Annotated in this window: 11 protein-coding genes and 1 pseudogene; 7 read left to right on the forward strand and 5 right to left on the reverse strand. The window is 55.4% G+C overall.

Features of this window, described 5'->3' with window-relative positions; all coding sequences use genetic code 11:
• Positions 1-78 precede the first annotated feature (78 nt).
• The 4 genes from fruA to COO59_RS08780 all read right to left on the reverse strand — a co-directional run bounded on the left by fruA (position 79) and on the right by COO59_RS08780 (position 4438).
• Positions 79-1779 carry a PTS fructose transporter subunit IIBC gene (gene fruA, locus COO59_RS08765; protein WP_103059421.1) on the reverse strand — a complete coding sequence of 567 codons (1701 nt, stop codon included), beginning with the start codon at positions 1777-1779 and terminating at the stop codon, positions 79-81.
• A gap of 16 nt (positions 1780-1795) precedes the next feature.
• Positions 1796-2734, reverse strand: coding sequence for a 1-phosphofructokinase (gene fruK / locus COO59_RS08770; RefSeq protein WP_103059422.1), 939 nt, complete (start codon positions 2732-2734; stop codon positions 1796-1798).
• Positions 2731-3864 (reverse strand): fused PTS fructose transporter subunit IIA/HPr protein, encoded by a 1134-nt coding sequence (fruB, locus tag COO59_RS08775; RefSeq protein WP_103059423.1) that lies wholly within the window; start codon positions 3862-3864, stop codon positions 2731-2733. Before fruB ends, fruK begins: the two co-directional genes overlap by 4 nt.
• Positions 3865-4183: 319 nt before the next feature.
• The gene (locus COO59_RS08780) at positions 4184-4438 is read right to left on the reverse strand and encodes a YkgJ family cysteine cluster protein (RefSeq protein WP_103059424.1); all 255 of its coding nucleotides are present in this window, start codon (positions 4436-4438) and stop codon (positions 4184-4186) included.
• 153 nt (positions 4439-4591) lie between these two features.
• Between COO59_RS08780 and yeiP the strand changes: the two genes are divergently transcribed.
• Complete coding sequence (yeiP, locus tag COO59_RS08785; protein ID WP_103059425.1) at positions 4592-5164, forward strand: elongation factor P-like protein YeiP; 573 nt, start codon at positions 4592-4594, stop codon at positions 5162-5164.
• Positions 5165-5217: 53 nt separating this feature from the next.
• Here yeiP and COO59_RS08790 read toward each other — a convergent pair whose 3' ends face one another.
• The gene (locus tag COO59_RS08790; protein ID WP_133158597.1) at positions 5218-5511 is read right to left on the reverse strand and encodes a hypothetical protein; all 294 of its coding nucleotides are present in this window, start codon (positions 5509-5511) and stop codon (positions 5218-5220) included.
• 106 nt (positions 5512-5617) lie between these two features.
• Here COO59_RS08790 and COO59_RS08795 point away from each other — a divergent pair, with 106 nt between their 5' ends.
• The 6 genes and pseudogenes from COO59_RS08795 to COO59_RS08820 all read left to right on the forward strand — a co-directional run bounded on the left by COO59_RS08795 (position 5618) and on the right by COO59_RS08820 (position 12721).
• The gene (locus tag COO59_RS08795) at positions 5618-6601 is read left to right on the forward strand and encodes a CobW family GTP-binding protein (RefSeq protein WP_103059427.1); all 984 of its coding nucleotides are present in this window, start codon (positions 5618-5620) and stop codon (positions 6599-6601) included.
• Positions 6602-6639: 38 nt separating this feature from the next.
• Positions 6640-7352, forward strand: a pseudogene (locus tag COO59_RS08800) (phosphatase PAP2 family protein).
• A 519-nt stretch (positions 7353-7871) separates the two neighbouring features.
• Positions 7872-8444, forward strand: coding sequence for a bifunctional murein DD-endopeptidase/murein LD-carboxypeptidase (gene mepS, locus COO59_RS08805; RefSeq protein ID WP_103059428.1), 573 nt, complete (start codon positions 7872-7874; stop codon positions 8442-8444).
• 351 nt (positions 8445-8795) lie between these two features.
• Positions 8796-10601 (forward strand): extracellular solute-binding protein, encoded by a 1806-nt coding sequence (locus COO59_RS08810; protein WP_103059429.1) that lies wholly within the window; start codon positions 8796-8798, stop codon positions 10599-10601.
• 9 nt (positions 10602-10610) lie between these two features.
• Positions 10611-11696 (forward strand): microcin C ABC transporter permease YejB, encoded by a 1086-nt coding sequence (locus COO59_RS08815; protein WP_103059430.1) that lies wholly within the window; start codon positions 10611-10613, stop codon positions 11694-11696.
• Positions 11696-12721, forward strand: a complete 1026-nt coding sequence (locus COO59_RS08820) for an ABC transporter permease (protein ID WP_103059431.1) — start codon at positions 11696-11698, stop codon at positions 12719-12721. Before COO59_RS08815 ends, COO59_RS08820 begins: the two co-directional genes overlap by 1 nt.

A 12721-nucleotide genomic window follows, 5' to 3' on the forward strand; every position in this document is an offset into this window, starting at 1 on the left:
TGGGCTTCCCGTGCAAGCACCCTGCCAGAAAGATAAAAGCCAGCCCGCAGGCTGGCTTTTTCGACGTTAACCGCTTAATCAGGCTTGCGCCAGCTCGGCTTCAGGGCGCTTCAGCACCGCATAAGCCACGCCGGACAGCAGCGTACCTACCGCAATCGCCAGTAGATAACCCAGCACCGGAGTAATAGCACCAGGGATCAGCAGTACGAACAGACCGCCATGCGGCGCCATCAGCTTCGCGCCGACCATCATTGAAATGGCGCCGGTTACCGCGCCGCCGACGATGCAGCAGGGCAGAACGCGCATCGGATCGCGAGCGGCAAACGGAATCGCCCCTTCGGAAATAAAGCACAGGCCCAGCACCAGCGCCGCTTTACCGCCCTCCTGCTGTCCTTTGTTAAATTTCCGGCGCGCCAGCAGCGTCGCAACGCCCATCGACAGCGGCGGCACCATACCGGCTGCCATAATCGCCGCCATCGGCGCATAGGTTTGCGAACTGAGCAGACCCACGCCAAACGCATAGGCGACTTTGTTAATCGGGCCGCCCATATCGGCACACATCATACCGCCCAGAATCGCGCCCAGCAGCACCGCGTTCGCCGTGCCCATATTGCCCAGCCAGTGCGTCAGACCTTCCATGATTTTCGCTACCGGCGTACCGACCACGTAGATCATCAGCAGGCCGGTAATCAGGCTCGCCACCAGCGGAATAATCAATATCGGCTTCAGCGCCTCCATACTCTGCGGCAGCTTCACTTTGCTGCTAAGGAATTTCGCGGCATAACCGGCAATAAAACCGGCGATAATTCCGCCAAGGAAACCGGCGTTAATCGAGCTGGCCAGCATCCCGCCAATCAGACCCGGCGTCAGGCCCGGACGGTCGGCGATAGAGAAAGCGATAAAGCCCGCCAGCACCGGCACCATCAGCGCAAAAGCGGTGCCGCCGCCGATCTGCATCAGCGCCGCTGCCAGCGTGCCCGGCTCTTTAAACGCGGTAATACCGAAAGCAAAAGAGAGCGCAATCGACAGGCCGCCCGCGACCACCATTGGCAGCATATAGGAAACGCCGGTCAGCAGATGACGATAGGCTCCGGCGCGCTCTTGCTGCTCGCCGTCGCTGGCCGCGCCCGACTGATTGCCTTTCGGCTGATAAGGCCGCGCTTCAGCCTGCGCCTTATCAAGCTCCTGCGCGGTTTTCTTTAGCGCCAGGCCGGTAGAGGTGCGATACATCGGCTTACCGGCAAATTTTGCCAGATCCACTTCAATATCCGCCGCCACGATCACCAGATCGGCGTCGGCAATTTCCTGCGGCGTAATCGGGTTACCCGCGCCGACCGAGCCGCGTGTTTCAACTTTTACCCACCAGCCGCGTTTTTTTGCTTCGGTTTCAATCGCTTCGGCGGCCATAAAGGTATGCGCCACGCCGGTCGGACAGGCGGTGACCGCCACAATGCGTTTTGCTCCGCCAGAGACGGCGTCAGCTGTTGCCGCGATCGGCTCGCCTGCCGGAGCCTGCCAGGGTTTTGCTTCCGCTTTAGCGCGGGCGAGAAAAGCCTGCGGATCGCGTACCGCCTGCGCCGCCTCGCCCAGCCATACCGCTTTGCCTTTCAGCGCGCTGTCAGCAGGCTGCTTGCTGCCCAGTACAATGACCAGTTCAGCATCGGCAGGGTTTTCTACCAGCGTCAGGCCAGCGTTACCCGCCGCCGCCGCAATAAGTTGTTTTGCCATATAACCGGAGGCCAGCCCCAGCGAAGGATCTGTAATCAGCAGCGTTTTCATTCTACCTCTCCTGCTGTCAGTTAAAGGGTTTCAGGTCGACACGCGCCATCATCGCGGCCAACTGAGTACGATCGGTTACGCCGACATTGCTTTGGCTGACCGCCAGCGCGGCAACAGCGGTAGCCAGACGCAGGGTGTGTTCGCTTGATTCACGCATCAGCAGGCCGTAGATCAGCCCGCCGACCATTGAATCGCCCGCGCCCACGGTGCTGACCACTTCACAGGCCGGCGGTTTGGCGATCCATTCGCCGGAGGCGTTAACCCACAGCGCACCTTCCGCGCCCAGCGAAATCACCACGTGAGCAATGCCCTGCTCGCGCAGCGCATGCGCAGCTTCGATAACATCTTTCAGCCCAGGCAGTTTGCGTCCGGCCCAGATTTCCAGCTCGCGGCGATTCGGTTTCACCAGCCAGGGCGCAGCTTTCAGCCCCGCCACCAGCGCTTCGCGGCTGCTGTCAAAAATAATGCACGGACATTGAGCGCGCAGATCGCTCATCCAGCGGGTAAAAGCTTCCGGCGCAACGCCAGCCGGCAGGCTGCCGCTAACGCAGACCATATCGAACTGGCCAAGCCAGGTCAGAGAGTCCGTGGTGAAACGCTCCCAGTCCTGCGCGCTGACGTCGAAACCGGAGAAGTTCAGGTCGGTGACTTCGCCATCTTTCTCGGTAAGCTTGACGTTAATGCGCGTGCGGCCCGGCACGACCTGGAAACGGTTGGCGATGCCCAGTTCGCTAAACAGCTGCTGGAAACCATCCTGGTTTTCCTTACCCAGAAAACCGCCGACGGTGACGTCGATGCCCAGATCCTTCAGCACTTTCGCCACGTTAATGCCTTTACCTGCGGCGTGCAGGCCGGTGGTTTTCACCAGGTTAACTTCGCCACGTTCAATTTCCGGGCAATACCCCACCAGGTCATAGGCCGGGTTTAGCGTAATGGTTGCGACGCGTCTGCTCATGCTACCCCCTCGCCAAGTCCGCTATTAATGGCCTCTTCAATGGCGTTCAGCGCCTGTTGTGCATCTTCACCGCTGGCGGTAAAGCGCAGGCGATGGCCTTTTTTCACGCCCAGCGCCACCACTTTCATCAGGCTGCGTCCGTTGGCCGGTTTACCGCTGCCGTCAAGGTTGGTAATGGTGACATCACAGTTATATTGCTTGATCACGCTGACCAGCGCGGTGCCCGGTCGGGCATGCAGGCCATGCTCGTTGCGGATGATAAACTCCGCCGTCAGCACATCCGCCTGCTCATCCACTTCGCTGGTTAACAGCGCCAGTACGCCAGCGGCATCGGCTTTCAGCAGACGATCCGCCTTATTTTTCAGCAGCAGGTCGCTCAGATAGTTGAGCACCTGCAGCGGCTTGTCATCGGCCACCGCCACGGTAACCAGCATGACCGCCGTTTCGCCATCGGCGTTAAAAGGCTGCGCGGCGCGGCTAACCGCCACGGCGCTGCCCAGATTGCCGTCGGTGCTGTCGTTCAGCCAGATGCCCTGCCCAAGAGAGAGCGGCTTCGCGCCGATAACCTGTGCGACAAAGCGAGCGTCAACCGCACCAGCCTGCTGCAGTCGGCCCGCATTCAGCGCCTGCAGCGTCATTAAATCGCTGGCATTAACATCAACGGCAATCAGAGAGGTATCAAATTTAAATTCGCTGCCCTGCTTTTCACCCATCAGCAGGCTGCGCAGCTCTTCGGCGGAGTCTGTGGTTCTTAATTGCGCAGCGACGTCGTCATCGCTCAGCACATGGGTGAGCTGACGCAGCAGCGCCAGATGTTCATCGGAGCGGGCGGCAATGCCGATAACCACATAGGCGGTTTGATCGACGCCCCAGGCAATGCCTTGCGGAAACTGGAACACCTGAACGCCGGTTTGCTGAACCAGGTCGCGGGTATCGGTGGTGCCATGAGGGATTGCAATGCCGTTGCCCAGGTAGGTTGAAGTTTGTTGTTCGCGGGCCAGCATGCCGTTGACATAGCCTTCGCCAACGTTGCCTGCGGCGGTCAGCGCTGCGGCGACCTGGCGAATGGCCTCTTCTTTATTACTGGCCGTCTTGCCTGGATGGATAGCCTTAATATCGAGCTGGAACATAGTTCTCCTCTCCTGCCGAAATTGAATCGTTTCAGCTTCATTGAGAAAAAAAGCGCCACCCCATGTCAACATGACTGCCGAGATAACGCTGAAACGTTTCAATGAGTTTGGAGCAGAGTGCCGTTTGCACGCAAGTTATGGATGCATCGGCGTAGCATATTTTTGAAGCGCCGCACATTTCATTTATATTTTCATCATAATTCTGCGGTTTAGCTGACGGCGTAGCTGATGCCAAAGATGATTTGTCGTTCAGCTTCAGCTGGCATCAGCTAATGGAAAAAGTGGCGCAGAAACCGACAGAAAAAGGACTGGCGTAATCTCAGGGGGCGGTGGCCGCTTCCAGCGTTAACAGCCAGGTTAGCGCCTGTTCGCGTGAGGAGCCGCACATCCCGGCGGAAGGTTGTAGGCTGGCACAGACTTTAGGGCGCAGCGGCGAAGCGAATATTTTACAGCGCTGTTGGGCATCCAGCTGGATACAGGGCGTATTGGCCGGTTTGCCGTGCGGCATGCCGGGGATAGGTGATGAGATGGACGGCGCTGTACAACAGGCTCCACAACCGGTACGACATTCCATAACCTTTCCCCCGCTGAAAACCTCGCGACAATAGCAGTCCGTTACGCGAATTGCTATCTGCTCCGCTAAAAATCACCACAGCATCTTGCCTGATCTGCTGACCGGGAGTAATTTGTCGCGATTCTTAACTATCACGATGCAGAGAGAGTTTACATGCCAAAAGCTAACGAAATTAAACGCGGGATGGCCGTTACCTGGAACGGCAAGCTGCTGCTGGTTAAAGATATTGATATTCAAAGCCCCAGCGCGCGCGGCGCATCGACTTTATATAAAATGCGCTTTACCGATATTCGTACCGGAATGAAAGTGGAAGAGCGTTTTAAAGGCGACGACATCGTTGATGCCATTTCACTGGTTCGCCGTTCGGTCACCTTCTCTTATGTCGATGGCGATGAATATGTCTTTATGGACGAAGAGGACTACACCCCTTACATCCTGAAAAAAGATCAAATCGAAGAAGAGCTGCTGTTCATTCCCGAAGGCGGAATGCCGGGTATGCAGGTGCTGACGATGGATGGTCAGGTGCTGGCGCTTGAACTGCCGCAGACCGTCGATATGGAGATTGTGGATACGTCGCCGGGAATTAAAGGCGCTTCAGCCAGCGCGCGTACCAAACCCGCCGTTATGGCAACCGGATTATCGATTCAGGTACCTGAATATCTCAGCAACGGCGATAAAATACGTATTCATATTGCCGAACGCCGCTATATGGGACGTGCTGACTAACGCTCCGCCCCTGTCTCCCGCCAAACCAAATGTTACACTATAACATTTGGTTTTTACTGATAGCTGACGATAATCATTCCCCGTTGCTGCCGCTTATCCAGCCAGATCAGCTGGGTTTGCACGCTTTGCTCCGCCAGATAGTCGCGAGTAATGCGCCTTAACGGCTGCGACTGACGCACCCATTGACCGTGACGATAACATTCACTGTTTAACGCCTCCTGTACCACGGCGACATTGCAGCCGGCTACATTCAGCCCGCCGTAAAACATCACCGTTCCGGCACTGCCACGGGCAGGAAGGAGTAACAACGTTAATAGTATTAAGGTTAAGCCCATTACATATTTCATAGTTATCGCACCCCGGTAGTTAATATCCTGTAAATATATAATTAACGGCACGGCGTCATTTTGCCGCAGCGACAGGGGGCGAATAACGCAATAAAAGGAGATAACAATGATCCAGGTCAACCTGATTACCGGCTTTCTTGGCAGCGGCAAAACCACCACGCTCTTACATTTACTGGCGCAGAAACCGGAAGGCGAAAACTGGGCCGTACTGGTGAATGAATTCGGCGAGATCGGTATTGATGGCGCGCTGCTGGCGGAAAGCGGCGCGGTGCTGAAAGAAATTCCCGGCGGCTGCATGTGCTGTGTTAACGGCCTGCCGATGCAGGTGGGGTTAAATATGCTGCTACGCCAGCATCAGCTCGATCGCCTGCTGATCGAACCGACCGGCCTGGGCCATCCCAAACAGATCCTCGATATGCTGAGCGCCGAGGTTTACCAGCCCTGGCTGACGCTTCAGGCCTCATTGACGCTGCTCGATCCGCGTCAGCTGAGCGATGCGCGCGTACGCGCCAATGAAAATTTCCGCGACCAGCTGGCAGCGGCGGATATTGTGATCGCCAATAAGCAGGATCGCTGGCAGGAGCAGGATCGTCAGGCGCTGGCGCAGTGGCAGGCGGAACAGCTGGAAGATCGCCTGCTGGTCTGTACCGAATATGGCCGCATCGATCCGGCGCTGTTGGCGCAGCCGCGCCGTAACCTGCGCACGCTGCCCCAGAGCGAGGCGCATCAGCACGCTCATCGTGATTCGGGACTCTCCGCGCTACGCCTCGATCGTAACGCGCGCTGGCGGCGGGCCTTTAATCAGGGCCAGGGCTATTACGCCTGCGGCTGGGCTTTTGATAGCGATACCCTGTTCGATACCATCGGCATTCTTGAGTGGGCGCGTCTGGCCCCGGTAGCGCGGGTCAAAGGGGTGATGCGCATTGCTGAAGGCGCGGTCAGCATTAATCGTCAGGGCGCCGATTTCCATATCGAAACGCGCCAGACGCCGCCGCCGGATAGCCGGATTGAAATTATCCACGACAGCGAAGCAGACTGGAATCAGCTACAAAGCGAGTTGTTGAAACTCCGTTTAAGCAATAAGCCCTAATCTATGCCGCTATTTTTATCCTGTGCTGTGAGTTCCATATGAATGCAAAACGTTTAGCGATTATTCTGCTGCTGAATCTGCTGGGGGTGGCGCTGTTTTTATCCTGGTTTTTGCCCGGTAATCATGGTGCCTGGTTCAGCATCGATAAAACGGTTTTTTCTGGTTTAACCAGCATATGGCCACCAGCCATACGTTTGCATTCCTGCTGGCGATCGCCAACTATCGCGGTTTTGATGCGGTATCGCTGCTGGCGATGGGCCTGCTTTACTGGTCATACTGGCTGCGTGATACGCCGGAAGGCCGTCGCCGGATGCTGGCGATCGGCGTTTGCATGCTGTTAACGGCGGTAGTGCTAAACCAGCTCGGCCATTTGCTGCCGGTGCAGCACTCCAGCCCAACGCTGTTCTTTAAGCAGGCTTATCGCGTGAGCGAGCTGACCGGCATCCCCGCCAAGGATGCGTCCAAAGATAGCTTCCCTGGCGATCACGGTATGATGCTGATTATTTTTGCCTGCTTTATGCTGCGTTACTTTGGCAAAAAGGCTTTTTCCATTGCGCTGGTGATTGCGGTGCTGTTTTCTCTGCCGCGCATTATGGCGGGCGCGCACTGGTTTACCGATGTCGCCGTGGGCTCGCTTTCGGTGGTGCTGGTTGGCCTGAGCTGGTGGTTGATGACCCCGGCCAGCGATGCGGTGGTTAACTGGCTCTGGCGCAACCTGCCTGGCAAATATAAACCCGGCTTGCCACGCTAAGCTTCTGCCCGCACCTGAGATTAATGTAAAAGCTCCGTCAGATTATTGCTGACGGGGCTTTTTTTATTTGTTGATAATTAGCCTGCTAATCAGCAACGTAACAGAAATAATAATGACCGCCCAGCCTGAATATTCGCGGGCCGCCCTGTTTGTCCAGCGTATTTTTCTGAAAACTGACGCCATCCGGTAAATTAACGGGTTAAACCCCCTTTAATCCCGCCATTATTTGTTCATATTTGTCGATAAAGTAACCAAATGGTTATGTATTGATTTCACATCAAAAAAACCTGGAAAAAAGTGCGTAAAACCACTCGCCATGCGGCTTGCAATCGGTTAACCTCAGCCACAGCCAGGCAAAAGCCGTACGTAATGTGGGCTTCTGTAAAAGAAAAGTGTGCGCGTTTACACATTTTAAAGATTCAGAAATTGTCTTATGTCCTGGTTGTATTTAATCTCGTGCCGTTTTGCTCATTAATCAGCGACCTCCGGTCGTAAGGACTTCAAGGGATAATAAACATAATGGTCAAATCTCAACCTTTTCTGAGATATATCCTGCGGGCAATCCCCGCTGTCGCGCTGGCGACGTTACTCTCAGCATGTAGTGCTCATCACGGACAAAATGCGCAAACTGAGACCCATGCAGTGAATAACCAGAATGGTTTTTTACTTCAAGCGTCTCAGGATGAATTCGAACAAATGGTACAGAATGTCGATATTAAATCGCGCATTCTGGAACAATATGCCGACTGGAAAGGTGTGCGTTATCGTTTAGGCGGCACCACTAAACGCGGCATTGATTGTTCCGCCTTTGTACAGCTCACCTTCCGTGAACAATTCGGCCTTGACCTGCCGCGCTCTACCTCAGAGCAAAAAGATACCGGCCGCCAGGTGGCGCGTACCCGGCTGCGTCCCGGAGACCTGGTGCTGTTCCGCGCGGGCTCTACCGGCCGCCACGTAGGGATTTATCTGGGTAACGACAATTTTGTCCATGCCTCGACCAGCAGCGGCGTAATGATTTCCAGTCTTAACGATTCATACTGGAAAAGCCGTTATCGCGAAGCACGACGCGTATTGAGCCGGACGCAAAGTTAATTTTTATCCCTGCTGTTTAATATTTAATGAGCAATTAAAAACGCTGCCCCGGCAGCGTTTTTTTCGCCCTGAATAGCCAGCTGTTGAAAAAATGCCGGGCTGAAAACCTTTACTTCAGAATAACAAGACATACAGTCCTGCTCGTTATATTCTCCGTTTCTTATTATCAGAGACTGGCTGTACTTATTCTCACAATAAAAACAGGCTAAAGCAGGATATAATGCCCAATGCCATTATCCAATGTTATAAAGCGCCAGGCGGATCATCTGCGCCGGATAGCCTGGATCAGTACCGCAGGTTGTTGATGGCGGCCATCAGCGCCGCTTATTTGTCCGGGAGATAACCGATTCAATGTTACTTCGTCTGCTTATACTGGCTCTTTTTATCGGCGCAGCGCCTGCTGCGCGGGCTGAAATTATTCATAAAGGCTACGCTTTCGCCGAGCTGGGCGAGCCGAAATATGATGTTAACTTTACCCATTACGATTATGCCAATCCGGCCGCGCCAAAAGGCGGCAAAATTACGCTGGCGGTAGTGGGCAATTACGATAACTTTAACCGTTTCGCCTCACGCGGCTATCCCGGCGAAGGAACGATTACGCTGTACGATGGGCTGTTCGTCACCTCTGATGATGAAATTGGCAGCTACTATCCGCTGATTGCGGAATATGCGCGCTATCCTGCCGATTTTAAATGGGCGGAAATCACCCTCAATCCCCGCGCCCGCTTCCATGACGGCTCGCCGATCGTCGCGCAGGATGTGGCTTTTACCTTTAACAAGTTTATGACCGAAGGCGTGACCTCATTTCGCCTGGTCTATAAAGGCGTCACGGTAAAGGCGATCTCACGGCTGACGGTGCGCATTGAGCTGCCGAAAGCGGACAAAAGCCTGATGCTGGGTTTATTTAGCCTGCCGGTGCTGTCGGAGAAGTTCTGGCAGTCGCGTAAATTCAACGAGCCGCTAGGCTATCCCCCGCTGTCCAGCGGCCCTTACCGCATCAGCGCCTATAAAATCGGCCAGTCTATTACCTATACGCGCGTTAAAGATTACTGGGCCGCCGATCTGCCGGTAAATAAAGGTCGCTTTAATTTCGATACCCTCCGCTACGACTATTATCTGGATGACAATGTCGCCTTTGAGGCGTTTAAAGCGGGCGCCTATGATTTTCGTGCCGAAGGCTCGGCCAAAAACTGGGCGACCCAGTACCGTGGCAGCCGCTTTGAGCAGCGGCAAATTGTCAAAGAGGCGCGGCCGAACCAGGTCACGACCGACGCAGCCTGGCTGGCATTTAATAATGAAAAGCCGCTATTTAGCGACCGCCGCGTTCGTCAGGCGTTGACGCTGGCATTTGATTTTGAATGGATGAACAAGGCGCTGTTCTACGGCGCCTATTTACGCAGCAGCAGCTATTTCCAGAATACCGAATATGCCGCCCACGGTTATCCCGATGCCGCCGAACTGAAAATCCTTGCCCCTTACAAAGGCCAGATCCCGGATGAGGTGTTTAGCGAGCGCTATCAGTCGCCGGGCAGCGACGGCAACGGCTACGATCGCGCGAATCTGCTGCAGGCGATGGCGCTGCTGAAACAGGCAGGCTGGCAGCTTAAAAATCAGCAGTTGGTCAACAGCGCCGGTCAGCCGTTTCGCTTTGAGCTGCTATTGCCGGGCGGCGGCAATATCGCCTGGGTGCTGCCCTTCCAGCACAATTTAAAGCGTTTAGGCATTAGCGTGGATATTCGCCAGGTGGACAGCTCGCAGTATTTGCGGCGCCTGCGGCGCGGTGATTATGATATGACGCCAGGGCAATATTACGCCACGCCGTGGCCAAACAGTAACCTGAGCATACTCTGGCAGTCGTCGTTTATTGATTCCAGCTGGAACCGGGCGCGGGTCAAAAGCCCGGTGCTGGATGCGTTAATCGATCGGATTCTGGCGCACCAGGGCGATAAGGCGGCGCTGCTGCCGTTAGGACGCGCGCTGGATCGGGTGCTGCTGTGGAACTATTACATGATCCCCATGTGGTATAGCGCCAATGACCGCTACGCCTGGTGGAATAAATTTTCGCATCCGGCGGTGACGCCCGCCTTTTCCGTCGGGCTGGAGAGCTGGTGGTACGATATGAACAAGGCCGAAAAATTGCCGGCCCAGCGGCGTTAAGGAGTGAACGTGGGCGCTTATTTAATTCGTCGCTTGTTGTTAATTATCCCCACGCTGTGGGCGATCATTACGCTGAATTTCTTTATTGTCCAGATTGCGCCCGGCGGCCCGGTTGAGCAGGCGCTGGCCAACGCGCAGTTCGGCCAGACCACCGGCCTGTCCGGCAGCGGCAGCGCGGAAAACAGCCGGGCAATGCTTAATACCTCGCCCGGCGATAGCCAGTATCGCGGCTCGCGCGGTCTCGATCCTGAAGTCGTTGCCGAGATAACCAAACGCTACGGTTTCGATAAGCCGCTACACGAGCGTTATTTCAAACTGCTGTGGGATTACATTCGCTTCGATTTTGGCGACAGCCTGTTTCGCAGCGCCTCGGTGATCCAGATGATTAAGGAGAGCCTGCCGGTTTCAATATCGCTTGGCCTGTGGAGTACGCTGATTATTTATCTGGTGTCGATTCCGCTGGGCATTAAAAAGGCAGTACGCAACGGCAGCGCCTTCGATATCTGGAGCAGCACCCTGATCATCGTTGGCTATGCGATCCCCGCCTTTCTGTTTGGCATCATGCTGATCGTGCTGTTTGCCGGCGGCAGTTATCTGGACTGGTTTCCGCTGCGCGGCCTGACTTCACCGCAGTTTGCTACGCTGCCGTGGTACGGAAAGATCGTCGATTACTTTTGGCATATTACGCTGCCGGTACTGGCAACGGTGATCGGCGGCTTCGCAACCTTAACCATGCTGACGAAAAATTCCTTTCTTGATGAGATACGCAAGCAGTATGTGGTTACCGCGCGCGCGAAGGGCCTGGATGAAAATAAAATCCTCTATCGTCACGTGTTTCGCAACGCCATGCTGTTGGTTATCGCCGGTTTTCCCGCCACCTTTATCAGCATGTTTTTTACCGGATCGCTGCTGATCGAAGTGATGTTTTCGCTTAACGGTCTGGGCCTGCTGGGCTATGACGCCACCATTCAGCGCGACTATCCGGTAATGTTTGGTACGCTGTATATCTTTACGCTGATCGGCCTGCTGCTGAATATCTTAAGCGATATTACCTATACGCTGGTCGATCCACGCATCGATTTTGAGGGACGATAATGAGCCGTTTAAGTCCGGTAAATCAGGCACGCTGGCGGCGCTTCCGGCAAAACCGTCGCGGCTACTGGTCGCTGTGGCTGTTTGCGCTGATCTTTGTGCTGTGCCTGGGCGCGGAGCTGCTGGCCAATGATAAGCCGCTGCTGGTGCATTATCAAAACCGCTGGTACGCCCCGCTGCTGTTTAACTATAGCGAAAGCGATTTCGGCGGCCCTTTCGCCACCGCCGCGGATTATCAGGATCCCTGGTTAAAACAGCGGCTGGCGCAGAATGGCTGGGCGCTGTGGGCGCCGATCCGCTTTGCTGACGATACCATTAATTTCGCCACTGCCGTCCCCTTCCCTTCTCCGCCCTCGGCGCAGAACTGGCTTGGCACCGATGCCAACGGCGGCGATGTGCTGGCGCGCATTCTGTACGGCACGCGTATTTCCCTGCTGTTTGGCCTGATGCTGACGCTGATTTCCAGCGTTATCGGCATTACGGTCGGCGCGGTGCAGGGCTATTTTGGCGGCAAAGTAGATCTGTTTGGCCAGCGGATTATCGAAGTATGGTCCGGTATGCCCACGCTGTTTTTGATTATTCTTCTTTCCAGCGTGATCCAGCCCGGATTTTGGTGGCTGCTGGCGATCACCGTGGCGTTTGGCTGGATGAGCCTGGTCGGCGTGGTGCGCGCCGAGTTTCTGCGTACGCGCAACTTTGACTATATTCGTGCGGCAACCGCGCTGGGCGTCAGCGACAGCCGGATCATGCTGCGCCATATTCTGCCCAACGCGATGGTCGCGACCCTGACCTGGCTGCCGTTTATTTTGTGTGGTTCGATCACCACATTAACCTCGCTTGATTTCCTTGGCTTTGGCCTGCCGCTCGGCTCGCCTTCGCTCGGCGAACTGCTGCTGCAGGGGAAAAACAATCTGCAGGCGCCCTGGCTCGGTCTGGCGGGCTTCTTTACTCTGGCTATTTTACTGTCGCTGCTGATTTTTATCGGCGAAGCGGTACGTGACGCGTTCGATCCCGCTAAGGTCTCCTGA

Origin of the sequence: Mixta theicola, from assembly GCF_002895925.1 — a bacterium.
Classification (GTDB): domain Bacteria; phylum Pseudomonadota; class Gammaproteobacteria; order Enterobacterales; family Enterobacteriaceae; genus Mixta; species Mixta theicola.

Excerpts from the sequence above, each read along its gene's own strand:
- COO59_RS08790 (WP_133158597.1), bottom strand. The coding sequence starts at position 5,511 with ATGAAATATGTAATGGGCTTAACCTTAATACTATTAACGTTGTTACTC.
- fruB (WP_103059423.1), bottom strand. The coding sequence starts at position 3,864 with ATGTTCCAGCTCGATATTAAGGCTATCCATCCAGGCAAGACGGCCAGT.
- COO59_RS08820 (WP_103059431.1), top strand. The coding sequence starts at position 11,696 with ATGAGCCGTTTAAGTCCGGTAAATCAGGCACGCTGGCGGCGCTTCCGG.
- fruK (WP_103059422.1), bottom strand. The coding sequence starts at position 2,734 with ATGAGCAGACGCGTCGCAACCATTACGCTAAACCCGGCCTATGACCTG.
- COO59_RS08780 (WP_103059424.1), bottom strand. The coding sequence starts at position 4,438 with ATGGAATGTCGTACCGGTTGTGGAGCCTGTTGTACAGCGCCGTCCATC.
- fruA (WP_103059421.1), bottom strand. The coding sequence starts at position 1,779 with ATGAAAACGCTGCTGATTACAGATCCTTCGCTGGGGCTGGCCTCCGGT.
- COO59_RS08810 (WP_103059429.1), top strand. The coding sequence starts at position 8,796 with ATGTTACTTCGTCTGCTTATACTGGCTCTTTTTATCGGCGCAGCGCCT.
- mepS (WP_103059428.1), top strand. The coding sequence starts at position 7,872 with ATGGTCAAATCTCAACCTTTTCTGAGATATATCCTGCGGGCAATCCCC.
- yeiP (WP_103059425.1), top strand. The coding sequence starts at position 4,592 with ATGCCAAAAGCTAACGAAATTAAACGCGGGATGGCCGTTACCTGGAAC.
- COO59_RS08795 (WP_103059427.1), top strand. The coding sequence starts at position 5,618 with ATGATCCAGGTCAACCTGATTACCGGCTTTCTTGGCAGCGGCAAAACC.